The sequence below is a fragment of the Ruegeria sp. HKCCD7303 genome, assembly GCF_013111185.1.
Classification (GTDB): Bacteria; Pseudomonadota; Alphaproteobacteria; order Rhodobacterales; family Rhodobacteraceae; genus Ruegeria.
On record NZ_WVRE01000003.1, the window covers coordinates 340,413 to 364,352 of the forward strand.

Sequence of the window (23,940 nt, forward strand, 5' to 3'; positions counted from 1 at the left end):
TCGCCAGCAACCTAGGCGGTCCCGATCCCAAGCGCAACAGGTGGGCTTGCCCTTTGCCGATGCAGCGGCTCATAAAGGGGGCGCAGAGAACAGGACAGATAACGATGGTCGACAAGACAGTTTTAGCCCGCCAATTTATCGAGGCGATTCCTCATGCGCGGGCTTTGAACCTGACGCTGACCCATATCGGCGAGGGTGAGGCAGAGATTACCCTGCCATATAACGAGGACCTGATCGGAGATCCGCGCACCGGCGTGATCCATGGCGGGGCGATCTCGACCATCTTGGATACATGCTGCGGCGCTGCTGTCATGAGCCACCCTTCCGCGCCCGGCGGGACAGCAACTATCGACCTCCGGATCGACTACATGCGTGCGGCAAAGCCAGGTCAGACCATTACCGCCAGCGCGACCTGCTATCACATCACGCGGAACGTTGCTTTTGTTCGGGCCACTGCAGTGGATAACGACAAGGACTTACCGGTGGCGACTGCGGCCGGCTCTTTCACGGTTGAGGGGAAGTAACATGGCAAGACCGCGTCCAGAACCCGTGCAGGTGGTCAAGCAAAGGCGTGATGCGGCATTGCGCGCGCTGGTTGATGGTGTTCCTTACATCCGTTTTCTCAACATCGGTTTCGACCGACGCGGTGATGAATTGACCGGTGTTCTGCACTTTGATGACAAGCTGATTGGCAATCCGTTTCTGCCTGCGATTCACGGCGGCGTGACAGCTGCGTTTCTCGAAGTGACAGCCGTCATCACGCTTAGCTGGGAACACATGTTCCCAAGCATAGAAAGCGGAGAGATAGACGCCGAAGCCATCGTGACGGACAAGAGCATTCGCTTTCCCAAGACAATCGACTTCACCGTTGACTACCTACGCTCAGGCTTGCCACGCGATGCCTATGCGCGGGCCTTTATCAGCCGATCCGGTCGGCGCTATGCCTCGGTCCGGGTTGAAGCCTGGCAGGACAACCATGCAAAACTTTTTGCGCAGGCGTCCGGGCATTTCCTGATGCCTCAACCTCCCAGAGATAAGGGCTGACCATGCAGGACGCCTCGGCGCCCATCACGCATAGGCGGGTGCTGAAGATCGCAGTCCCGATTGTTCTGTCGAACGCAACCGTGCCCATTCTTGGCGCGGTCGATACGGGCGTTGTGGGGCAAATGGGGCAGGCCGCACCGATCGGTGCCGTGGGTGTGGGTGCGGTCATTCTGGCCTCGATCTATTGGATATTCGGTTTTCTACGCATGGGCACGACCGGTTTGGCTGCCCAAGCGCGCGGGGCAGGTGACGTAGTGGAAACCCGTGCTTTGCTGATCCGGGGCTTGATGTTGGGTGCAGCGGCCGGTGTGTTCTTTGTTCTTGCGCAAGCAGCGGTCTTTGCCGGGGCATTTGCCCTGTCACCTGCCAGCCCCGAGGTTGAGGCATTGACGCGCGCCTATCTCGAGATTCGTATTTGGGGTGCTCCGGCCACCATTGCTTTGTATGCCGTGACCGGATGGCTGATCGCGGTTGAACGGACGCGTGGCGTTTTCGTTCTGCAAATTTGGATGAACGGGCTGAATATCGTTCTGGACCTGTGGTTTGTTCTGGGGCTGGGGTGGGGCGTGGAGGGCGTCGCTGTGGCCACCCTGATCGCAGAGTGGACTGGTTTGGCGCTGGGCCTTTGGCTGTGTCGGGATGGATTCGAAGGTAAAATCTGGCGCGACCGGGCCAGGATTTTCGATGCTGCGCGCCTACGCCGAATGATGCAGGTCAACGGTGACATCATGATCCGATCGGTCCTTTTGACGGGCTCGTTTACGACCTTCCTTTTCGTGGGCGCGGATCTGGGCGACGTGAACCTGGCCGCCAATCAGGTTCTTCTGCAATTCCTTGAGATCACAGCCTTCGCCCTGGACGGGTTCGCCTTTTCGGCCGAGGCTTTGGTCGGTGGCGCAGTCGGTGCGCGGGATCGGCACCAGCTGCGACGCGCCAGTATCATGGCATCGCAATGGGGGCTTGGTGGAGCCATATTACTGGGGGCTGTGTTCTTCCTGGCTGGCCCGTCCCTGATTGATCTGATGTCAACCTCGCCCGAGGTGCGTTTGGCCAGCCGTGACTACTTGTTTTGGGCGGCGTTAGCGCCAGTTGTCGGTGTGGCCAGTTGGATGTTTGATGGCATCTACATTGGTGCCACTTGGACCCGCGCCATGCGCAACGCAATGATTCAATCCGTAGCGATCTATGTGGTCGCTCTGTTCGTTCTGGTACCGAGCTTTGGCAATCACGGCCTTTGGGCCGCACTGATGGTTCTGAACATCGCGCGGGGTGCGACGATGGGCTGGCGCTATCCCAAGCTTGAAGCGCAAGTGGCCTAAAGCAAAGCCAACAGGTTCTCCGGCGGACGCCCGATGGCAGCTTTGTCAGCGGCAATGGCCAGAGGCCGTTCGATCAGAGTGGGGTTCTCGGCCATGGCGCGGATCAGCTCGTCATCCGATGCGGTTTTTGCCAGCCCCAATTCCTTGAACCGCTTTTCGCCGGTACGCACCATGTCAATTACAGGCAGTCCCAGTGCTTTCTGAGCGGCCCGCAACGCATCGGCCGAGGGCACATCTTCAAGGTATTTTCGCAATGTGATCTGCGCACCCTTTTCTTCCAAAAGCGCCAGTCCGGCGCGGGATTTGGAACAGCGGGGGTTATGCCAGTATTCGATCACAGCCAGTCCTCTCGTTTGCTGCCCACGGCCTCGGCAACGCTGTCATAGCCATCACGCGCCAGCAATTGATCTAGCCCATGCGCGATATCAGCAGCAAGTGAGATCCCACCGTAAACCATGGCGGTATAGAACTGTACAGCAGACGCCCCGGCGCAGATCTTGGCGTAAGCCTGTTCTGCGTTGCTGATGCCGCCGACGCCGATCAGCGGGATTTCTCCACCGGTCAACTGGCTCAGCTTTGCCAGCACGCGGGTGGATTTTTCGAACAAAGGCGCGCCAGACAATCCTCCGGCTTCACCTTTATGCGCGCTACGCAACCCGTCACGCGACAGGGTGGTGTTGGTGGCGATCACCGCATCCACGCGGGTTTCGCGAGCAACCTCAGCAATGTCCTGCAACTCAGGCTCGGTCAGATCAGGCGCAATTTTCAGAAAGATCGGAAGCGGGCGGGGCAGTGCATCGCGTATTTCGATCACACCATTCAACAGCGCGGTCAGCGCGGCCTTGCCCTGCAAATCGCGCAGTTTTTCCGTGTTCGGTGACGATACGTTTACGGTGGCGAAATCCAGATGTGCCGCGCAATGTGCCAGAACTTTCGCAAAATCACCTGCTCGGTCTTCGCTGTCTTTATTGGCCCCAAGGTTCAGGCCGATCACAGCGTCTTTGGGGCGCTCTGCCAGCCGTTTGGCCATCACCTCCATGCCTTCGTTGTTGAAACCAAAGCGGTTGATGGCTGCCTTGTCCTCGGTCAGACGAAACAGGCGTGGTTTGGGGTTTCCTAGCTGCGGACGGGGCGTGACTGCGCCCACCTCGATAAAGCCAAACCCGGCGCGCGACAGAGGTGCGAGGACCTCACCGTTCTTGTCGAAACCAGCGGCCAGGCCGACCGGATTTGGCAGATCCACACCCGCCAAGTTGGTTTTCAGGCGCGGTGTTGTCACAGGCCCCGGCGCGGGCGTTAGACCGGATTTCAGCGCCTTGATCGACATGCCATGAGCAGCTTCGGGGTCCATGCGGTGCAGAGCGTTCAGCCCCAGTTTTTCAATCAGTTTCATCCGAAGGCCTTTCCGCTTTCCCCTGATCCGCACCGGATCAGGCGCGAGGTTTCGACCGCAGCCTGACGATGGATCACCGCCGCCCGGTACACCGGGTCTGTCACCATTTCAAGGAACGCGTGTGCTGTCGGATAGCGTGCGATAAAGACGGCATCCCATGTTTCATCCGACGGCCCAATGAGAGTTGTTTCAAACACCCCACGCCACAAAATGCTTGCCCCAATACGTGCAACAATCGGCGCAGTTTCAGCGCCGTATTTCTGATAGGCTTGTGCCCCGGTCAGCCCCGCGCTCGCCAATTCATGCGCAGCAGGATACTGCGCTGTGGCCCGGAATTTCACCAGATTGAGCATTTCAATTGGCTGGTTCCGGTCCAGAGCCTTAAATGCCTCGAACTGATCCCGTTCCGGGTCGATAAAGGACGTCATTCCATATCCTCGGGGAACTGGTGAACAGCACCGTCAAACGGCAGGGGGCGTGACCAGACAACGTCGCTAAGCCGGATCTGGCGATAGAGATGCGGGAACAGGGCACCGCCGCGCGATACTTCCCATTTCAGATCGTCGCCCATGGCGTCGGCATTACAGGCCAGTAACGTCAGATAATCCACACCTGCGAAGTGTTTCGCCGCCGTCTCAGCAGCTTGTTCAGCCGTTGAAAAATGGACAAAGCCATCGGTGACATCAATTGGCGCGCCATCTGTCGCGCCCTTGTCTTGCAAGGCGGCCCATTCATCGGCCCGGAAAATTTTGTAAATCAGCATATCGATCTGATGCCCCGCGCAGCGCATGGAATCAAGCTGGATTTCCTCTTTGACTCTTGGGCGTCATAGGCGCACGATCTCTGAAAATATAAACAGGGAGATTCAGTATGTTGACCCGATTTCTGGCGTCTACAGCAATTCTTGGCCTGACTGCCGGCGTGGCAGCGGCCGAATACAAGCTAACCATTCTGCACACCAACGACATTCATAGCCGCATCGAGTCGATAAACAAATACGACTCGACCTGCGATGCTGAGGATGAAGCAGAAGGTAAGTGTTTTGGCGGGGTTGCGCGCCTCAAGACGATCGTTGATTCCCGCCGTGATGCGCTGGCGGATCAGAATGTTCTGCTGCTGGACGCCGGGGACCCGTTCCAGGGATCGCTGTTCTACACCACCTACAAAGGTTCAGCAGAAGCCGAATTTATGGAAGCGATCGGCTATGACGTCATGGCCGTGGGCAACCACGAATTTGACGACGGCCCGGAAGGGTTGGCGTCGTTTATTGAAACGGTCAGCTTTCCGGTGATTTCAGGCAATCTGGACCTGTCATCGTCGGCTGAGCTGAAGGGCAAGGTTGAAAACCATGTGGTGCTTGATGTCGGCGGACAGAAAGTGGGCATCATCTCGGCGTTGGCTACGGATACGGTCGAAACGTCAAGCCCCGGCAAAGATGTCGTGTTTCAGGACGAGATCGAAAGCCTGAAAGCGGATGTGGCCGCTTTGCAGGATGAAGGCGTCAATATCATCATCGCGTTGAACCATGTGGGACTGGCCAAGGATCTGGAAATTGCAGAACAGGTGCCGGGGCTTGACCTTGTGGTCGGTGGCCATTCGCACACGCTTTTGTCAAATACACAGGAAGGCGCCGCCGGGGCATACCCGACGATGGTCGGCGATGTGCCGGTTGTTCAGGCGTATGCCTATTCCAAATACCTGGGCGAAATCACACTGACCTTTGATGACGATGGCAATCTGATCGCCGCAGAAGGAGAGCCCATACTGCTGGACGCCTCAGTCACACCTGACGAAGGCATTGCGGCCCGCGTGGCCGAAATGGGCGCGCCAATTGAAGAGATGAAGCAACGCGTTGTTGCAAGCTCGGCCGCCGCGATTCAGGGCGACAGGTCGGTCTGTCGGGTACAGGAATGCGAAATGGGCAACCTTGTGGCCGACGCGATGCTGGCCCGTGTCGCCGATCAGGGTGCGCAGATTGCGATCGCCAATTCAGGTGGCCTGCGCGCTTCGATCGATGAGGGCGACGTGACCATGGGTGAAGTTCTGACGGTGCTGCCGTTCCAGAACACGTTGTCCACTTTTGAGATCACCGGTCAAACCGTCATTGATGCGCTGGAGAATGGTGTTAGCCAAGTTGAAGAAGTAAAAGGCCGCTTCCCGCAAGTCGCGGGCCTGAGCTACACTTGGGACCCAAGCATGGCCCCGAACGAAGGCCGCATCAGTGAGGTCATGGTGGCCGAAGGTGATGGGTTTGTTCCGATTGACCCGAACAAGACCTACCTCGTTGTGACCAATAACTATGTGCGCAACGGCGGCGACGGGTACTCGATGTTCGAAGGCGACGACAAGAATGCCTATGATTTCGGCCCCGATCTGGCCGATGTCACAGCTGAATATCTGGCGGAAAACGCGCCGTATCAGCCTTATCTGGATGGGCGTATCAAGCAGAAGTAAATCTACCGTCTGAAATAAAAAAGCCGCATCCAGGTGATGCGGCTTTTTTTGTTTCGCTGCGTGTCAGCTGAAATCGTATTCCGGCCAGAGTTTCGGGTCAAAGCCGTCCAGCATTGCCGTTATGTGATCGGCCACTTCGCGCCAGCCGCCAATTGACTTGGTCGAGATCTTGCTTCGCACTTGATCCACACTGGCCGTGCGAACCTGTTTTGTGTTTTTCTCGGGGTGTACCATCGACTCGTGCCAATCTACTCCGCAAAATTCAGCCACGCGCTGGCTGTGGGTTTTGGGATCTGCCACCAACTCTTCGTAGGGCAAAGTTAGGATCTGACCTTCGAACACCGTGTCCCAGTGCGCTATATAGCGGCGATAGAGATTGGCGGAATGTGCAATGGCGTCCAGATTTGAGGCGTAGTTCATGCCGCCTGCGGGAAAACGTCTGATCCATTTCGACAAACCGACGTCTCTGGGATCGCGCAGCATGTTGACAATCTTGGCGTTGGGGAAGGCGGCCAGAATAAACCCAACGCGCTGGTAATTGTGCGGCAGCTTATCGACAAACCCAATCGAGTTTTCCGGTATGTTCGGCATGTTTTCCCGATACGAGCGCGCGATGTCTTTTGCGGCTTCCGCGTCAAACACCTTGTCGGTTGCGTGGAAATTGTTTGTCAGTTCCGGGATCAACATCAACTCACCGCACCCGGCGATGTCGGGGGCCGAACTCAGCATCATTTCCATCAGGGTCGTGCCGGATCGCGGCTGTCCAATCACAAAAATCGGCAGCGGCGCTTCGGACTGGATACCTTCAAAGGATGATGTTCCTTCGGGGAACAGCTCGATGATTTTGTGCAGCTTTTCTTCTTCTGCTGCAAAGTCATAAGGCACCGCGTCGTGTTGTACGGCATTTGCTTTTGCAAACTGGGGCAAAGCCGCGGCGATACCGTCGGTTTTTTGGACAAGATGCGCCTTGGCAAATTCTAGCTCTTGCAGGGGTTCATCTTTTTCAGCCGCCGCAGCCTCGACCGCAGACATCAATTGCGGCACGTTCTCTTTTGACGCCATTGTGGCCGCTTGCAGCAGAGCATTTGCGTGATGGGGTTGAGTGTTCAGGATGTCGTTTAAGATACTGAACGCCATTTCCTTGTCGCCAGAATGATGCAGATTGAGCGACTTTTGGAAAGCGACCATGATGTTTTCCGGTGCCAAGTCATAAGCGCGTTCTATGTCACGCGTGCTTTCCTCGACAAAGCCCATCTGAAGATAAGCCCGCGCCCTTTTTGCAAGAAGTTCCGGGTTGTTAGGGTCCGAAGCAAGGCTATGCGTTGTGAACTCGACAATCGAACGCCAGTTTCGGCCTTCGCGCTGAATCTCGTCAATGACCCGGCGAAGTTCCTTGTTGTTGGGAAACTGTTCCACCTTTTGTTCGGCATATGTCAATGCGCGCGTGATTTGTCCCGTTTGCATCAGGGCATTTGCCAGGTTTTCGGCAAATTGCGGATCATCGGGTTTCTTGCGCGAGGCTTCCAAAAAGTGGGGTATGGATTTCTTGTACTGCTTCAGCTCTGTCAGAACAAAACCGGCGATTGCATGAAAATCCGAGTCCTTGGGGAATTTCTTGACCCCAAACTGGGCTTTCTTCAAGGCCTGTTGCAGTTTGCCTGTTTCCAAAAGGGAAATTGCTTTGCTCTTGAGGGTTTGAGCGGTTTGGTTTTTCATGTGACCCGAAAGATCCTGCGCCTGTATCAAGAATATATCGATGGTTCATTACCTATGTGCGGACGGTTTGCAATAACTCTTCCCAATGACGCCATGGCGCAGCTGTTTTCTGCACGGCCTGCAAACTCATTACCTGCCGTTCCAAATTACAATGTTTGCCCGACAAATCAGGTACATGTGGTGCGCAGTGGCGAGACCGGTCGTCATTTAGATGCGCTGCGTTGGGGGTTTTTGCCACATTGGTACAAATCCGAAACAGCCGGACCATTGTTGATCAACGCCCGGTCAGAGACTTTGGCTGACAAACCAGCCTTTCGCGACGCTTGCCGATCGCGCCGTTGTTTGATCGTGGCTACGGGGTTCTATGAATGGACCAAGACCGAACAGGGAACCCGCTTGCCGTGGTACATCCATCGCAAGGATGGGGCACCGATTGCCTTTGCTGGGGTTTGGCAGGACTGGGGCCCTCAGGAAAGCCGACAGGGCACCTGTGCGATCGTGACGACAGGTGCAAATGAATGCCTCAAGGGCATACACCATCGGATGCCCTTGATCCTTGAGCCTGAAGATTGGCCATTATGGCTGGGCGAGGCGGGAAAAGGGGCCGCGCGATTGATGCAGCCGGGGGCCGAGGATGTGCTGACCTTTCACCGCGTCGACCCGGCGGTGAATTCGAACCGGGCCAGCGGACCTGAACTGATTGAACCTTTTGGCGGGTAAGGGCGCGTGGCCTTTCCTTTCGAAACACAGCAAGCTAGACCTCTGGTATGGCTTTGAAATTCCCCGATCTGTCCCAACTTTACGCGCATGGTTTTGACACGGTTATCGACGTGCGCAGCCCGGCTGAGTATGCCGAGGATCATTTGCCGGGTGCGATCAACTTGCCGGTTCTGAATAATGAGGAACGGGCGCGCGTCGGGACCATCTATGTGCAGGAAAGCCCCTTTCTGGCACGGAAACTTGGGGCGGCGCTTGTGTTCCGCAATGCAGCCAATCACATCGAACAGCACCTCAGCCAACACGAGGGCAGTTGGCGCCCCTTGGTCTATTGCTGGCGCGGTGGCCAGCGTTCTGGATCGTTCACCTGGATGTTGCAGCAAATCGGTTGGCGCGCTGATGTGGTTGAAGGCGGCTATCGCACCTATCGCCGGTTGGTGAATGCGTATTTGTACGACGATCCTCTGCCGCATCGATTGATCGCCTTGGATGGCTATACCGGAACGGCCAAGACGGATCTGTTGGCTCTGTTGCAAAGGCGCGGCGTACAGGTTCTGGACCTTGAGGCATTGGCCAATCACAGGGGATCTTTGCTGGGGGAAAGGCCAGGTGGACAGCCTGCGCAAAAGGCGTTTGAATCGGCATTGTCCAACGCGCTGTGCGCAATGGATCCAGCGCGTCCTGTTGTAGTCGAGGCGGAGTCTTCGAAAATCGGCAGTCTGATCCTGCCGCCCAGCCTTTGGACGGCGTTGTGTGCAGCCCCCAGGGTGCAAATCACAGCGCCGATTGAAGCGCGGACCGCTTATCTGGTGAGGGCCTATGACGATATCCTGTCCGACAGTGATCGTTTGCGGGATCGGCTGTCCCCGCTGCGTTTTCATCGCGGTCACGAGGTCGTCGACGGGTGGATGTGCCTGATCGATGCGGGTGAAAAACACGCGCTGACACAGGCGTTGATGGAACAGCACTACGACCCGGCCTACACCAAATCACGGCGATCCCGGTCGGTTGAGGTGCTGGCCAATCTCGACATTGCGTCCTTGGACGACGGCGGCCTTTCAGCGGCTGCGTCCCAAATCGAAAGCCTGCTGGATCAACTTTGAAGCCGCAGGCCCGGCGTTTCAGTCAATTCGCCTATGATCACAGCCGGATAACCCGCGGCCTTCAAATCCTTGATCAGGGCATCGGCCACTGACGGATCGACAGCGGCAAGTAAACCACCAGCCGTCTGAGGATCAAACAGCAAAGCGGCTTTGCCTTCGGCGGGCAGGTCCATGGCAATCACCCGGTTGTCGGCAAAGATGGTCGAGCGCACGCCCTGATCTGTCAAAGTCAACGCGCCGTCCATCACCTCGACTGCACCCAGATCCAGCAGGGCACCGCAGTTTGACGCGTCGCAGATCCCGTGCAGGTGCCCGGCTAAACCAAACCCGGTCACGTCGGTCATCGCATGGGCCTTGGCCAGTATTCTTGATGCTTTCCCTTGCGATTGGGTCATGTGCTGATAAACGGCCGCGACCCAGGCTCCATCCGCCAGACCGGCCATTTCGGCAGCCATCAGAACGCCGCTGCCCAAGGGCTTGGTCAGGATCAAACGGTCTCCCGGTTGCCCGCCCGACAAAGTGATGGGCGGCGTTTCACACAGGCCGGTTATGGTAAAGCCGATGGTCATCTCATCGCCCATGGAACTGTGACCACCCACGATCTCGGCCCCGGCCTCTCTCATCACGTCGCCTGCCACTGCCATGATTTCTGACATGGTGCGGCCCTGAAGACTGGCAGACATACGAGGAAGGATGATCGTCGCAGTTGCGGCCTGAGGTGCAGCCCCCATGGCCCAGATATCCCCCAAAGCGTGAACAGCAGCGATACGCGCCATCAGGACGGGATCATTGGTGAAAGCCCGCAGGTGATCTGATGTCATGACCTGCTGAACGCCACCTGTTTGTAGCAAGGCTGCATCGTCTCCGGGCAGGGGGATGATGTCTGAACGGTCAGGCGCGGGCTGGGATTTCAGTGCTGTCTGCAACGCATCGCGCCCGACCTTGGCGCCGCATCCTCCGCACATGGGTTTTTCCCCAAGCGCCTTATCCAGCCCGAAGGCCCGGTCGTGTGGCAATGCAGAAAGCTTCATTTGCGGCAGGTCTCGAAACCTGTTCATGAAAGTTTGGTCGATGTGGTTCTTCCATTTCCACATGATCGGGCCGCTCAAGGATGTACCTAAACGCTCACCCAGCGCGGATTTGCCGCCCAACGAGATCAGTTTGAGGTAATCCTTCTGCGGGACATATCTGCGCATCCGTCCCGCACTTAGTGCAGCACGCAGATTGTCGAAAAGAACGGGTGCTTCGCGCACCGCGTAAACGCCTGCCTTGGGGCGCGGATTTTCTGACAGATGAGCGCAATCCCCGGCGGCAAAGACAGCAGGATCGCTGGATTGAAGATAGCTGTTCACCCGGATGTACCCGTCTTGCAGATCCAGCCCTGTACGTGCGATCCAGTCATAAGGGCGCGCCCCGGCGGCTCCGGTGACGAAATGGGCGGGGATAGCGCGGCCGTCCTGCAGTTGGACGTGATCAGCGGCGATCCGGGTAATCACTGCGTTTTCGATGACTTCCACACCCAGATCCTGCATGGCGCGACGGATCGTGGCCTCCGCCTTGGGTTTGGTAGCCGCCAGGATTGAGGCATTGTCGATCAGCGTGATCCGCGCCGCGCGCCCCTTTGCTTTGAGAGCGTGGGCCATGGCCATGACCAATTCGGCCCCGGCAACGCCCCCGCCGATCACCGCGACAGACGCAGGGCCATCATGATTCAGATAGTCAGCCCATCGCGCGGCAAATCGGCCCAGAGGTTTGGCTGGAATGGCATGTTCGGCAAAGCCCGGCAGAGCGGGCATGTCCGAGGTGATCCCAACATTGACCGAAGCCACATCGAACCCGACTGGCGGGTGCCCGGAAACATGCACCTGATGGCTATCAGTATCGATCCCTTCGACGGCACCCAGTATGACCCGCGCATCTGCAAAGCGCGCCAGTTTTACCAGATCGATGTCCAATTCCCATCGGTCGTAGTGCCCGGCGACATATCCCGGCAACATACCGGAATAAGGAGCAGTAGGGCCTGGATTTATTACAGTGACCCGCGCACCTGCAAGAGGAGTCATCCCCCATTTTCGCAAAAGCAGCGCGTGGGTATGACCTCCGCCAACAAGAACCAAATCGCGGGTCAGGGGCAGCGGAGGTGAATGCATAGGAATTAGTTCGCGCTATGGTCCGGGACGTCTTCGACCTGCTCGACCGCGTGGGTGGCCCAAAGCTCATCCTCACCGGCATCCGGCAGACCTTCGGGCTTTTCATGACGGTGAATGTGCCATTTGGCAATGAACAGGGCCGTGATCGGAGCGGTCAGGAACAGAAACAGCGTGATCAGCAGCTCGTGCATGGACAGTTTACCCTCCAGCAGCACCGAATGCGCTATTGAAGCCAGCAAGACGCCGCCCACTCCCAACGTTGTCGCCTTGGTCGGCGCGTGCAGGCGCGACATTGGATCTTTCAGTTTGATCATCCCAAACGAGCCGACAAACCCGAAGATACCCGACATGATCAAGAAGACGGCGATCAGCAATTCGACGAGAAATGTCATGTCGCCCTCACTCGATGATGTTGCCGCGCAGCATGAAGCGCGCATAGGCCACGGTTGAAACAAAACCCAGCATGGCAATGATCATGGCGGCCTCGAAAAAGATCTCGGTACCTTGATCCAGACCATAAAGGATCATCAGGGCAATGGTGTTGATCACCATCGTATCCAGCGCCAGAACGCGCGTGCCGACGCCGTCAGCGGTGATGATCCGCCACAGGCACATCATGATTGCGGCGCCAAAACAGGCGAAGGCGAAGTAGATGGCGTATTCGATCATTCGAAAATCTCCTTCAGGCGGCGTTCATAGCGTTGTTTGATCTGATCGCGAACCGCCTCGGGGTCGGGGGCGTCAAGGCAATGGACCAGCAGGTTATGCCCTTGTGCCGACAGATCGCAGCTGACCGTGCCGGGGGTCATGGTGATTGTTCCGGCCAACACGGTAATCGCCTCGGGGGTGCGCAGTTCCAGCGGGACGCAGATCCAGTTGGGTTGGCGGTCGGCATCCCGCTTGAACAGGATGATCCGGGCAACGGTCACGTTTGCAACCACAATGTCCCAAAGCACGACCAGTATATACTCTGCCACCATCCGCCAATTACGCAGTTTGGGGCGATCCGGCCAATAGGGCTGCGTTATGAAGGGGATGATGATCCCCAGGATCAGGCCAAAAACCAACGAATTCAACGATCCATTATTGGCCAGCAAAACCCACACGAATGTCAGCAAGAAAGTCAGATGAGGGTGCGGAAAAATCCGGCGCAGCAGTTTCATCATTCTTCCCCTCCCAATACGGCAGAGATGTAGTTTTCAGGCGCAAACAACTGGCCTGCCGTTTTGCTTGTGTATTCCAATGCAGGGCCCGCAAACAGGGTCAGAAGGATCAGACCTGCCACCAACCCAAACACGGCTGTGATAGCAAGGCCCGGTTGCGGTTCCGGGGCAACCGGTGCGGGTACCTCTTCACCATCGACAGGGTCTTCTACGGTAACCACCTGCGTGTCGTGGCTTTTCCAGAAGATCAATGTGCCCGCGCGCGCCAGCCCAACAATGGTGACAAAAGATCCGATCAGAATAACAGCCCAGACCGCAGTTGCGTCCGATGCATCCCGCGACGCGTCCAATACCAGCAACTTGCCGATGAAGCCTGAAAGTGGCGGCATACCTGCCATCGCGATGGCCCCGACAAAGAACAGGGCCGAGATCAGGCCGCTTTGCGGCATGGGCGTTGTTGGTGCAATTGCCCCGCCGCGACGCTCCATCACCAGATCAGCAACAAGGAACAACAGCGCAGTCGCCAAGGTCGAGTGGAACACATAATAGAGTGCTGCAGCCGTCGCATCTGGCGTGAATTGTGAGATCGCGATCAGCAAGGTCCCCATCGAGGCGATGGCGCAAAACGCAACCATGCGAGCTATGTGTTGCGATCCCAAAATTCCGATGGCCCCAACGGCCAAAGTCACAAGCGCTGCGGGTTGCAGCCAATCGCCCACCAAACCTTGCGTCGCTTCGACCTCGGGTCCGAAGGCCAGCGTATACATGCGAATGATCGAGTAAGCACCAACTTTGGTCATGATGGCAAATAGGGCAGCCACGGGTAATGGCGCATTGGCGTAGCTGGCTGGAAGCCAGAAATGCAGCGGCAAAACGGCGGCCTTGATACAGAACACCAAAAGCAGAAGCACCGCGCCAACCCGCAAAAGGGCGGTGTCCTCGGCGGGGATTTCGGCAACGCGCACAGCGATATCTGCCATGTTCAGCGTACCGGTGACGCCATAGATTGTCCCCAAGGCAAACAGGAACAGGGTCGAACCCAAGAGGTTGTACGCAACATATTGCACGCCGGATTTTAACCGGACCGAACCGCCTCCATGGGTCATCAAACCGTAAGAGGCGATTAGAAGGACCTCGAAGAAAACGAACAGGTTGAACGCATCGCCTGTCAGGAAAGCTCCGCAGACGCCCATAAGCTGGAAATGGAACAGCGCGTGGAAATGTTTGCCGCGCTCATCCCAGCCCGACGCGATGGCATAAAGCACAATCGGCAGGGCTAGCAGTGCCGTTAGCAGAACCATCATGGCCGACAGCCTGTCCAGCACCATGACGATGCCGAATGGCGCTGGCCAGTTGCCAAGCTCGTAGACCAGAATTTCACCGCCCGAAGCTTGCGCGGTAATGGTCAGCGCTATGCCAAGCAGGGCAATAACGCCCGAGACCGAGAAGATACGCTGCAGGTCCAGATGATAGCGCAGGACCATGATGATAAACGGGGCCAGGATCGCGGGAAGGACGATCGGCGCAACGATCCAGTGGTTCATGCGTCTTCTCCCGGCGCGTCTACGCTGTCCTGTGGGCTCATGTCGATATGGTCATCCTTCGAGGACAAATAAGCCGAGAGCGCGATCATCACGATTACGGCTGTCATTCCAAAAGAAATCACGATGGCCGTCAGCACCAGCGCCTGTGGCAGCGGGTCGGTATAGGGCACGTCTTCGTATTTGTTCAGAACGGCAGGCGCATTCAGCGCGAGTCGCCCGGTGGCAAACAAGAACACGTTCACAGCATAGGTGATGAGTGACAGGCCCAGAATGACCGGGAATGTCCGACGACGCAGGATCAGGAAAATCCCGGCGGCGGTCATAATGCCTACGGCAGAGGCTACGAGCGCTTCCATCAGGCCTGCTCCTTCTCTTTGTCTTCATCTTCAGAGGAATCCCGCAGCGGGTTGATATCCATTGGGAATTCCTGCGCCATGCCCGGCCGCCAGGCAAAGCGTGACAGGCTGTCCAGCGCGAGCATCACCGCCCCAAGAACGGCGAGAAAGACGCCCACGTCAAACAGCATGGCCGTGGCCCACTCGAACTCTTCCAGCGGCGGCCAGTTGATGTAGCCAAAATCGCTGGTCAGGAAGGGGCGTTCGTTGAACCAGGCCCCCAATCCGGTCGCCGCAGCTATCAGCACGCCCCAGCCGATAGTTCCGTGATAGTAGAACCTTTGCCGTTCGATGGCCCAGGTGTAACCGCTGGCCATGTACTGCATCAGGAACGCAATCGCGACAATCAAGCCCGCGATGAAGCCACCCCCGGGTTGGTTATGTCCGCGGAAGAAGATGTAGGCGCCCACCATCAATGCGATTGGCATCATGACGCGAGTGACCACAACCATCATCAGCGGATGTGAGTCCCCAGATTGAGGCCAGTGCGGTTTGCGGTTCAGCAAATAGCCGCGCACATTTGTACCCAGAACCGCTTCGGTCAGGGCAAAGATGATCAGCGCCGCGATGCCCAGTACGATGATCTCGCCAAAGGTATCAAAGCCCCGGAAGTCGACCAGAATGACGTTCACGACGTTCGTGCCGCCACCACCTTTGTAGGAGTTCGCCAAATGGAAGTCCGAGATCGTTGGGAACGCGAAATCCCGCAGCATGATCGCGTAGATCAGTGCGCCGGTCCCGATGCCCGCGACGACAGAAATCGCAGCGTCTCGCCACCGCCGTGCGGCTGAACTGTCCCACGGCGTTTCCGTGGGCAGAAAGTTCAGCGACAGCAGAAGCAGGATCATGGTTACAACTTCAACCGAGATTTGCGTCAGCGCCAAGTCCGGCGCGGATAGATAGTTGAAGGCGACTGACACGATCAGGCCCACAACGCCAATCAGAACAAGCGAGAGCAGGCGGTTGCGGTGGAACCACATGATGCCCAGCGTCGCGCCGACCAGACAGAGCCAGCCGACGATCGGGATGATTTGCGCAGGCAGTGGAACGCGGGTTTCAACCCCAATGGTACCGGTCGAATAGGCGTAGTAGCCCAGCCCGACCGTAAAGGCGATGAAGATGATCGCATAACGGCTGAGGACACCGTTGTGCAGCTCATCCGTAACCCATTGGCTGAGGCGCGTGAAGGCGTGGATGATGGTTTCGAATATCACCTTGGCTTCAGGGCGAGGTAGGGCATTCCAAAGCTGCTCTCCGCGTTTGTGCATCGACAGCAGGAACAGACCGCCCAGCGTTGCTACGATCGACATGTACAGCGCGGGCACAAAGCCGTGCCACAGTTTAAGCGAATAGTATGGCAGCTTTTCCCCACCGATCACAGCGCTGGACACCACGGCGACCAACGGACCGACAATGGCGGCTGAATAGAGACCGATCAGAACGACCAGCACGACAAGGAAAGCGGGGGCAATCCAAAGCCCAACCGGCGGATCATGCGGATGTGCAGGGTAATCGTCGCGCTGCGGGCCAAGGAACACGTGGCTCACGAAACGGAAGGAATAAGCTGCGGAAAACAGAGATGCGAGCAAGGCCAGGCCCGGCACCAGATAGGCTGAGTTCAGCCATGTGGTGTGCACGGTTTCTTCCAGCATCATCTCTTTCGACAAGAAGCCGTTCAGGGGTGGCAAACCAGCCATTGAAAGCGCGGCGATGGTGCCGATTGTGAAGGTGATCGGCATCAAATGACGCAAACCGCCCAACCGCTTGACGTCGCGTGTTCCGGTCTCATGATCGACAATCCCAGCTGTCATAAACAGCGCTGCCTTGAAGGTCGCGTGGTTGATGATGTGGAACACCGCTGCCACGGCTGCGAATTTCGTGCCGAAACCCAGCAACATGGTGATCAGGCCCAGATGCGACACAGTCGAAAACGCCAGCAGCGCTTTCAGGTCATCCTTGAACAGCGCAATCACCGCGCCCAGCAACATCGTCACCAGACCGGTAGTGGCCACGATATAGAACCACGCATCCGTCCCGGCCAAAACCGGCCACATCCGCGCCATTAGGAACAGACCGGCCTTCACCATGGTGGCCGAGTGCAGATAAGCAGATACGGGTGTCGGTGCCGCCATCGCGTGCGGTAGCCAGAAATGGAAAGGGAACTGCGCCGATTTGGTGAAAGCGCCCAGCAGGATCAGGATCAGTGCGGGAAGGTAGTAGGGCGAAGCTTGGATCAGCTCTTTGTTCTGTAGAATGACACTCAGGTCATATGAGCCCACGATGTTTCCCAGGATCAGCATCCCGGCGATCATTGCCAACCCGCCGCCTCCGGTGACGGCCAGCGCCATCCGCGCACCTTGACGGCCTTCGGGCAGGTGCTTCCAATAACCGATCAGCAGGAACGAGCTGAGCGATGTAAGTTCCCAGAAAATAAGCAAAAGCAGGATGTTGTCTGACAGAACAATCCCGACCATAGCACCCTGAAACAATAGCAGATAAGTGTAGAACTGCCCCATCGGATCTTCGCGCGACAGGTAGAACCGCGCGTAAAGGATGATCAGCAGACCGATACCCAATATCAGTAGGGCGAACAGAAAGCCCAACCCGTCCAACATGAAGTTGGCATTCAGGCCAAGACCGGGAATCCAATCGAAGCGGGCGGTCACGACGTCTCCGCGCATGACCGATGGGATGTGGATCAGCAAACCCATTAGGGCAAGAAACGTGGTTAACGCCGCAGCGGATGCTGCCGCGTTTCTGCCTGCTCGGATCAGCAGAGCAGGGAATACAGCACCAAGGAAAGGAAGGGCCGCGATAAGGAATAGGGACAAGTGCGATACTCCGGTCTGAGCGGTCAGGATGAAGCCTATTTTGTAAAGATATTTCCTAGGCTGTCCAGATTTTGTAACTTCTTCACTGATAACTAGCGAAACATTTAACTGTACGGTAGCCCTGTGAAAAAATGACGCAATCTTGATCCTGTGCATAGGTTTTAAGGCATCCGTTTCCACCCAAATGTGCTAGATGAATGGGCATCGAACAGGAGGCTATCGGTGATCGAAAAAGTGAACCGAACCCGAAGGTGGGTGTTGATCGGCGGTGGTGTCGCGATCGCCGCGGGCTTTGCGATCCGGGAATATCGTTTGATCCCAGAAGATCACGGCGGCGGGCGGATCAGCGTTGAAATGGCGCATGAACAGGCCCGCGAAGGAAAAATACTGTTGGTCGACATACGAACTCCGCGGGAATGGCGCGCATCGGGCATTGCCGAAGGTGCATCGCCGCTTGATATGCGGCGCGAAGACTTCGTTGAGACCTTGCAGCAGATGACCGGCGGGAGGCTGGATACGCCAGTGGCGCTCATATGTGCGCGGGGGGTGCGCTCAGCGCGTTTGAGCAACCAACTTATTGCAGCGGGTTTTACCCAGATCATTGACGTGCCCGAGGGTATGCTGGGCTCGGCCGCAGGCCCGGGTTGGGTCAGGGCCGGGCTGCCGGTTCGAAAGTTTAACTAGGATGCAGGATGATACGAACACTTAGTCTGGCGGCACTCATTGCCGCCGCCGGGCAGGCCGCTTGGGCCGGATGCGCTGGGCAGGACGCGGTTTGCGAAACACCGATGGGCTCGTATCATCTTGAGTTGCCCGAGGGGGACAACCCTCCGATGGTGGTGTTCCTGCACGGCTATGGTGGCAGCGGATCGGGCACGATGCGCAATCGCTCGATGGTCGAACCTCTGCTGAAGCGTGGCTATGCGGTTATGGCGCCTGAGGGTTTGGAGCGACCGGACCGTGGCGGCACCAAAAGCTGGAACTTTTATCCGGGTTTTGGTGATCGGGACGAAACCGCCTTTCTGACCGAAGTCATGCAAGATGCCGCAGACCGTTTTGGCGTCGATCCTGATCGGGTTCTGCTGGGTGGATTTTCGGCAGGCGGCTTTATGGTCAACTACCTGGCCTGTTACGCACCGGATACATTCTCCGCTTACGTACCGGTGTCCGGAGGGTTCTGGCGTCCGCATCCTGTGACGTGTGAAGGCCCGATCCGCATGTTCCACACCCACGGTTGGACAGACAATGTCGTACCGCTCGAAGGGCGATTGCTGGGCGGTGGGCGCTTTCAACAAGGCGACATCTTTGCCGGTCTTGAAATCTGGCGTGAAGCCAATGGCTGCCTCGATCACAAACCAAGCAGTTTCACTGTGACGGACGACTTCATGCGTCGCCGCTGGACCGGTTGCGCCGAAGGCAGCGCGTTAGAATTCGCGCTGTTTCCCGGGGGGCACAATGTTCCTGCCGGTTGGGCAGACATGATCGTCGATTGGTACGAGGGACTTCCCGGCAGCTGATTATTCTGCCGGGGTCATGTTGCCTTTGCCTTCGACCAGCCGCTTCAACTCATCCCGATAACGGCGGGCTGATCGAGTGATGGCGGGTTCGCTGAAGTCTTCGCGCATCCCGACCATTCTCCGGGCCGCGCTTGCCGAAACACCGCTGAGGGCCGAAAGCGGTATGGCCAGCGCGAGGCTGATGGCAATCGGGGCCAACCAGATCGAAACCAGACCGGACAGGATACCGACGCTCAGCGCGATGCCACTGATCGTTTCCAATGCGTGGCACAGCACCAACGTACCGAGCCCATAGCTGCCGCCATCGCGGGCTTGCGGAGACCAGCCGCGTTGGATGCCAAAGGCCGTGCGGAAGACCGCAATCATCTGCTGCACCATCAGAATAGGCGCGTACAGAATAGAAAGTAGAACCTCGGCCAGGAACGACGTCAGAAACTTGCGCGCACCACCAAAGTCGGAATAGCGCACACCGCTGAGTGGCAGAGCCAAAACACCCAGCACTTTGGGGGCCAGCAGCATGGCGTACATGACCAGAATAATCAGCACATGACGGGTTTCCGACATCTCGGGCCATTGGGGGAACAGCGGATTGTCAGGGCTGAAATAGTGTAGGACGGATGCGTCCTGACCTTGACCAATCAGCGCCCACATCAAGAGCAGTGCGAACCACAAGGGTGACATCAGATATCCGATGGCGCCATGGAACATGTGAAAGCGCGACACAGCGCGGAACCCGGTTGACCCCAGCAGTTTCAGGTGTTGCAGGTTGCCCTGACACCAGCGGCGGTCCCGCATGGCATGATCGATGAGGGTGGGTGGTGTTTCTTCGTATGATCCGCGAATACGCGGCAGAAAGCGCACGGCCCAACCCGCGCGGCGCAGCAATCCCGCCTCGACAAAATCGTGGCTCATGATCAGCTTGTCCTGACCGCTGAATGAACGCAGCTTGGGCAGGCCAGCGCTTGTGGCAAAAGCGTTGGTGCGGATGATGGCGTTGTGGCCCCAATAGTTGCCTTCTTGCCCGCACCAGCGCGCCAGACCTTCGGCAAAGGCGATACCATAGACACCGTTGGCGAATTGCTGCATCCGGGCAAAAACTGACTGCGCGCCAATGAGCTGCGGGTAGCTTTGAATCAATCCCGCACCGGGATCACGCGCCAACGCATCGGTCAGACGATAGATCGCGCGTCCGGTCATCAGGCTGTCGGCATCCAACACCAGCATCGCATCCCAGTCCGCACCCCAGCGGCTCACCCAATCGGCGATGTTGCCTACCTTTCGGTCAGTATTCTGTTCACGGCGGCGATAGTACAACTCCAGCCCCGGTGCCAAAGTGGTGCGCAACGCCTCGACACTGGCCTGTTCCTGCGCTGCTATCTCGGGGTCCCGCGTATCGGAAAGGATGAACATGGCATAGTGGTGCCGCCCACCACGGGTTTGTAAATCTTCAAGCATGGTGCGGGCGTTGCCCAGTACGTTCCACGGCACCTCGTTGTAAACCGGGGTCAGCAAGGCCACACGCAGCGGCTGCGCGCGATGGCTTTTTTGGGGACGGTCCTGCCTAGACAGGGACACCATACCCAAAAGCACCGTGCAAAACGTGAAAGTGATCCAGAAAAAGTTGAACGAGATCAGCGCCAGCAGTATCGCTTCGACCAGATTGATCCCCTCGGCGCTGAACCAGTCACTCATCACCCAGAGCAGACCCAGTGTTGCCGCCATTGCCGGGGAAAACGCCAAAGCACGCCAGAACCCAGCCGACGAGCCGCGCTTGCCGGAAGGCGCATTCGCATCCCGGAACCGCGCGCTGAAGTTCTGCGCGGGCATCGCCAGAGGGGCTTCTGGCGGCATGATATGCAGATCGCGGCTCATGTGGTCCAACGGTAAAGCCAGACCTCAGAGGCAGGCTGTTTGTCTTTCAGAAGCTGAGCGCGCAGTTCGACATGATTGCGATCTTCAGGCTGGAAAGAAAAGGCCAGACGCAGGCCACCGGTATCGGGATTGCGTTGCAGAACACCTTCAGAAGTTTCGGCATGAGGTGAGTCAACAAAGATCGAGATCGCGTCGATGTCCTCGAACAGTTCACTGTCTTCAAAGTCGATGACTGCCAGACGACCCTCACCAAAGGTATTTTCGCCCATCGCGCTGTTGATGACACGCGGCATTGGAGTGCGTTGGGGTTCTTCCCCCCAGATCAGGCGATAGGACAGATCAACTTGACTGCCCGCCGCATAGGGCTCTGATGGGCGCCAATAGGCGACGATGTTGTCATAGATTTCCTGATCTGCCGGGATTTCAACCAGCGTCACGGTGCCTTTGCCCCAATCCTGGTTGGGTTCGACCCACAGGCCGGGACGTTTGTGATAGTTGGCCTCAAGGTCTGCGTAATCCGAAAACTCGCGCTTGCGTTGCATCAGACCGAAACCACGTGGGTTCGTGTCCACAAAAGACGAAATTTGCAGACGGGTCGGATTGGCTAGCGGCCGCCACAGAACTTCGCCTGCGCCATTGCGGATCAGCAGCCCGTCGCTGTCATGAACCGCCGGGCGGAAATCGTCGAACCGGCTGTGGTTGGTCTGATCGAACAGGAACATCGACGTTCCCGGTGCGATACCGACATGAGACAGATCTTCGCGCGGGAACAGCGTTGCCTCAACATCCATGATGCAGTCTGCACCTGCGGTAACGTTGAACCGATAGGCACCGGTCACGCTGGGGCTGTCCATCAGCGCGTGGACGACCATATTACGCTGGCCGGGTGCGGGACGTTCCAGCCAGAAGCGGATGAATTCGGGGAACTCCTCACCATCCGGATCGCCGGTTTTCAGCGCCAGACCACGCGCGGACAGGCCGTAAACCTCGTGCAGACCAATAGCGCGGAAATAGCTGGCTCCCTGCCAGACGCAGAATTCATCTGTCTTGCCGGGGCGGTGCATCTCGGTCCGAAGGCGCAAGCCCGAAAAGCCAAGCGTGTCGTCGATCGGCAGTTGCGGCACATCTTCGGACTTGTCGAACATGTCCAGATCGAAGGCGACCGGTTTGGTCATTCCATTCTCAACCGTTTCAACTTTGACAGTGCGCGGGAAATAGAGACCTGGCGTGAAGAAATCGACGTTGAACGGCGTTTCGGTTTCGTACCAAAGAGCACGATCCAGCCTGAACCGGATCGAGCGGTACTGCTGATAGGTCAGATCCTGCCATTCCTGCGGCACCATCTCGCGTTCTGCATAGGGGCGGCTGGCCAGGTCGCGGGCCATTTTGATCACATAGTCGCGGTCAAACGGAACCTCACCGCCCGTTGCATAGGCAGACGGGGCAAAGGCCAAGGCGGTCGTCGAGACGAGGAATGCGCGACGGGTAAAGTTCATTTCTTTGTCTTCCAGGGTTGTGACTTGAACCACGCGGCCAGATAGGCCACGCCGATGATCATCGCAAAGCCAATCATGTTGGCGATAAAGACACTGGCAACATCCCGCCCAGATTGGTCTAGCGCCACGCCGATCAAGCGGGCTGCGGCCATGGAAAACACAAAGACGGCAAGGGATTGCTGACCGACCTTGGTGATAACTGCCAGCAGGAATTGCCAGACACGCGCGCCCATGCTGTGGCCGGTTGCGATCAGGTGATGGCCATGTTCGCCGGCTGCAACCCAGCCCAGATAGGCCAGTGACAGAAAGTGGACATAGCGCAGAAGGCCAAATTCGGTTTTGCCGCGCAGCTCTTCAGTCAGGGGCCAGCCCTTGCGGATCACAGCGCCAAGCTCGGGCGCGGCAGTGTTGATCCAGGTAAAGACCTTCCACGACCCGAATGGAGCCGACAAGACAACAAAGGCGATTGCCGCCCAGATCAGTGCCTTTGATACCGGCGGGGCTGGAATCCAACCGCGCATAAAAGCGAACCCTGTGAAGAAAAGCAGCTGCCAACCAAATGGATTGAAGAACCACTGACGGTCTGACCACGGTTCGGCCGGCAATGCCAGCGCACCGGTCTGAGCGATAAACCAGATCGCCACGCAAACCGCCGCCATCAGCCAGAAACTGACACGGTAGAGCGCCATGTACAGCGGCATCAGCGCCAGGACCACCAGATACATCGGCAGGATGTCAAAGTAGTTTGGCACATAAGTCAGCGTAAAAATTCCAACCATCTGCGGGGCCGGATCGTTGAAGAAATGCTGCAGGTTGAGGGATGAGATATAGGTCTTTTCAAACCACCCTGTCTGATCTAGCGCGGCCATGGTCATGGCTACAAAGAAGAACAGGCAGATATGCGCCCAGTAGACCTGCCAGATACGGAAGGCGACACGCGCTGTTCCCATCCACCAACCTTTACGCAGAAATGCGCCGCCAAAAGCAATGGCCGAGGCCATGCCCGAACAGAACACAAAGATCTCGGTCGCGTCTGAATAACCGAACCGCGCGGGTATCCACCTGGCCCAGGGATCGTTGGGAATATGGGCAATCAGAATGATGAACATCGCGATGCCGCGATAGAAATCCAATCGCGGATCACGCGTGCGGGCAGGAGCTGCGGCCGGGGCCGATGCAGATGCAAAATCAGAAGCGGGCGATATGGTCGCCATACGTTTTCTGTC

At 57.5% G+C, this 23,940-nt stretch carries 23 protein-coding genes; 8 read left to right on the plus strand and 15 right to left on the minus strand.

The features are described 5' to 3' along the window. Positions 1 to 104 precede the first annotated feature (104 nt). The 3 genes from GS630_RS11280 to GS630_RS11290 are packed head-to-tail and all read left to right on the plus strand — an operon-like array spanning position 105 to position 2,363. Positions 105 to 524 carry a PaaI family thioesterase gene (locus GS630_RS11280; protein WP_171177551.1) on the plus strand — a complete coding sequence of 140 codons (420 nt, stop codon included), beginning with the start codon at positions 105 to 107 and terminating at the stop codon, positions 522 to 524. 1 nt (position 525) lies between these two features. Continuing rightward, positions 526 to 1,044, plus strand: coding sequence for a PaaI family thioesterase (locus GS630_RS11285; protein WP_171177549.1), 519 nt, complete (start codon positions 526 to 528; stop codon positions 1,042 to 1,044). Positions 1,045 to 1,046: 2 nt separating this feature from the next. After that, complete coding sequence (locus GS630_RS11290; protein ID WP_171177547.1) at positions 1,047 to 2,363, plus strand: MATE family efflux transporter; 1,317 nt, start codon at positions 1,047 to 1,049, stop codon at positions 2,361 to 2,363. Here the strand turns inward: GS630_RS11290 and arsC are convergent. The 4 genes from arsC to GS630_RS11310 are packed head-to-tail and all read right to left on the minus strand — an operon-like array spanning position 2,360 to position 4,519. Further along, the gene (arsC, locus tag GS630_RS11295; protein WP_171619749.1) at positions 2,360 to 2,701 is read right to left on the minus strand and encodes an arsenate reductase (glutaredoxin); all 342 of its coding nucleotides are present in this window, start codon (positions 2,699 to 2,701) and stop codon (positions 2,360 to 2,362) included. The genes GS630_RS11290 and arsC overlap by 4 nt on opposite strands. Then, positions 2,698 to 3,756 carry a quinone-dependent dihydroorotate dehydrogenase gene (locus GS630_RS11300; RefSeq protein WP_171619751.1) on the minus strand — a complete coding sequence of 353 codons (1,059 nt, stop codon included), beginning with the start codon at positions 3,754 to 3,756 and terminating at the stop codon, positions 2,698 to 2,700. Before GS630_RS11300 ends, arsC begins: the two co-directional genes overlap by 4 nt. Next, positions 3,753 to 4,184, minus strand: a complete 432-nt coding sequence (locus GS630_RS11305) for a DUF1330 domain-containing protein (protein ID WP_171619753.1) — start codon at positions 4,182 to 4,184, stop codon at positions 3,753 to 3,755. The genes GS630_RS11300 and GS630_RS11305 overlap by 4 nt, the downstream gene beginning before the upstream one ends. Next, positions 4,181 to 4,519, minus strand: coding sequence for a DUF952 domain-containing protein (locus tag GS630_RS11310; protein WP_171238240.1), 339 nt, complete (start codon positions 4,517 to 4,519; stop codon positions 4,181 to 4,183). Before GS630_RS11310 ends, GS630_RS11305 begins: the two co-directional genes overlap by 4 nt. Before the next feature lie 107 nt (positions 4,520 to 4,626). Here GS630_RS11310 and GS630_RS11315 point away from each other — a divergent pair, with 107 nt between their 5' ends. Beyond that, positions 4,627 to 6,210: a bifunctional UDP-sugar hydrolase/5'-nucleotidase gene (locus GS630_RS11315; protein ID WP_171238241.1), complete on the plus strand. Its 1,584-nt coding sequence runs from the start codon at positions 4,627 to 4,629 to the stop codon at positions 6,208 to 6,210. A 63-nt stretch (positions 6,211 to 6,273) separates the two neighbouring features. On the opposite strand, the gene GS630_RS11320 is transcribed toward GS630_RS11315, so the two are convergent. After that, a complete protein-coding gene (locus GS630_RS11320; protein ID WP_171619755.1) occupies positions 6,274 to 7,926 on the minus strand; it encodes a tetratricopeptide repeat-containing sulfotransferase family protein in 1,653 nt (550 codons plus the stop codon). 54 nt (positions 7,927 to 7,980) lie between these two features. Between GS630_RS11320 and GS630_RS11325 the strand changes: the two genes are divergently transcribed. Together GS630_RS11325 and mnmH are read left to right on the plus strand one after the other, a co-directional pair. Then, positions 7,981 to 8,646 carry an SOS response-associated peptidase gene (locus tag GS630_RS11325; RefSeq protein WP_171620140.1) on the plus strand — a complete coding sequence of 222 codons (666 nt, stop codon included), beginning with the start codon at positions 7,981 to 7,983 and terminating at the stop codon, positions 8,644 to 8,646. A gap of 47 nt (positions 8,647 to 8,693) precedes the next feature. Further along, the gene (gene mnmH / locus GS630_RS11330) at positions 8,694 to 9,746 is read left to right on the plus strand and encodes a tRNA 2-selenouridine(34) synthase MnmH (RefSeq protein WP_171619757.1); all 1,053 of its coding nucleotides are present in this window, start codon (positions 8,694 to 8,696) and stop codon (positions 9,744 to 9,746) included. Here the strand turns inward: mnmH and selD are convergent. Genes selD through GS630_RS11365 form a run of 7 tightly spaced genes read right to left on the minus strand, consistent with a single transcriptional unit; the run spans position 9,737 to position 17,829 of the window. Further along, on the minus strand, positions 9,737 to 11,896 hold the full coding sequence (selD, locus tag GS630_RS11335; RefSeq protein ID WP_171619759.1) for a selenide, water dikinase SelD: 2,160 nt from the start codon (positions 11,894 to 11,896) through the stop codon (positions 9,737 to 9,739). The genes mnmH and selD overlap by 10 nt on opposite strands. 5 nt (positions 11,897 to 11,901) lie before the next feature. Continuing rightward, entirely contained in the window at positions 11,902 to 12,288 is a 387-nt protein-coding gene (locus GS630_RS11340; protein ID WP_171177527.1) for a Na+/H+ antiporter subunit G, read from the minus strand. A 7-nt stretch (positions 12,289 to 12,295) separates the two neighbouring features. Next, positions 12,296 to 12,565 (minus strand): K+/H+ antiporter subunit F, encoded by a 270-nt coding sequence (locus tag GS630_RS11345; protein WP_170459173.1) that lies wholly within the window; start codon positions 12,563 to 12,565, stop codon positions 12,296 to 12,298. Next, entirely contained in the window at positions 12,562 to 13,059 is a 498-nt protein-coding gene (locus GS630_RS11350) for a Na+/H+ antiporter subunit E (RefSeq protein WP_171178079.1), read from the minus strand. Before GS630_RS11350 ends, GS630_RS11345 begins: the two co-directional genes overlap by 4 nt. After that, on the minus strand, positions 13,059 to 14,603 hold the full coding sequence (locus tag GS630_RS11355) for a monovalent cation/H+ antiporter subunit D (protein ID WP_171177524.1): 1,545 nt from the start codon (positions 14,601 to 14,603) through the stop codon (positions 13,059 to 13,061). The genes GS630_RS11350 and GS630_RS11355 overlap by 1 nt, the downstream gene beginning before the upstream one ends. Then, positions 14,600 to 14,959 (minus strand): Na+/H+ antiporter subunit C, encoded by a 360-nt coding sequence (locus tag GS630_RS11360; RefSeq protein ID WP_170751150.1) that lies wholly within the window; start codon positions 14,957 to 14,959, stop codon positions 14,600 to 14,602. The genes GS630_RS11355 and GS630_RS11360 overlap by 4 nt, the downstream gene beginning before the upstream one ends. Continuing rightward, on the minus strand, positions 14,959 to 17,829 hold the full coding sequence (locus tag GS630_RS11365) for a monovalent cation/H+ antiporter subunit A (RefSeq protein ID WP_171177522.1): 2,871 nt from the start codon (positions 17,827 to 17,829) through the stop codon (positions 14,959 to 14,961). Before GS630_RS11365 ends, GS630_RS11360 begins: the two co-directional genes overlap by 1 nt. Positions 17,830 to 18,051: 222 nt before the next feature. On the opposite strand from GS630_RS11365, the gene GS630_RS11370 reads away from it, so the two are divergent. Next, entirely contained in the window at positions 18,052 to 18,513 is a 462-nt protein-coding gene (locus GS630_RS11370; RefSeq protein WP_171619761.1) for a rhodanese-like domain-containing protein, read from the plus strand. 8 nt (positions 18,514 to 18,521) lie between these two features. Next, on the plus strand, positions 18,522 to 19,346 hold the full coding sequence (locus tag GS630_RS11375) for a PHB depolymerase family esterase (RefSeq protein ID WP_171619763.1): 825 nt from the start codon (positions 18,522 to 18,524) through the stop codon (positions 19,344 to 19,346). On the opposite strand, the gene mdoH is transcribed toward GS630_RS11375, so the two are convergent. The 3 genes from mdoH to GS630_RS11390 are packed head-to-tail and all read right to left on the minus strand — an operon-like array spanning position 19,347 to position 23,928. Next, positions 19,347 to 21,218, minus strand: a complete 1,872-nt coding sequence (mdoH, locus tag GS630_RS11380) for a glucans biosynthesis glucosyltransferase MdoH (RefSeq protein ID WP_171619765.1) — start codon at positions 21,216 to 21,218, stop codon at positions 19,347 to 19,349. Next, positions 21,215 to 22,714 carry a glucan biosynthesis protein gene (locus tag GS630_RS11385; RefSeq protein WP_171619767.1) on the minus strand — a complete coding sequence of 500 codons (1,500 nt, stop codon included), beginning with the start codon at positions 22,712 to 22,714 and terminating at the stop codon, positions 21,215 to 21,217. Before GS630_RS11385 ends, mdoH begins: the two co-directional genes overlap by 4 nt. Next, positions 22,711 to 23,928 (minus strand): OpgC family protein, encoded by a 1,218-nt coding sequence (locus tag GS630_RS11390; RefSeq protein WP_171236504.1) that lies wholly within the window; start codon positions 23,926 to 23,928, stop codon positions 22,711 to 22,713. Before GS630_RS11390 ends, GS630_RS11385 begins: the two co-directional genes overlap by 4 nt. Positions 23,929 to 23,940 lie beyond the last annotated feature (12 nt).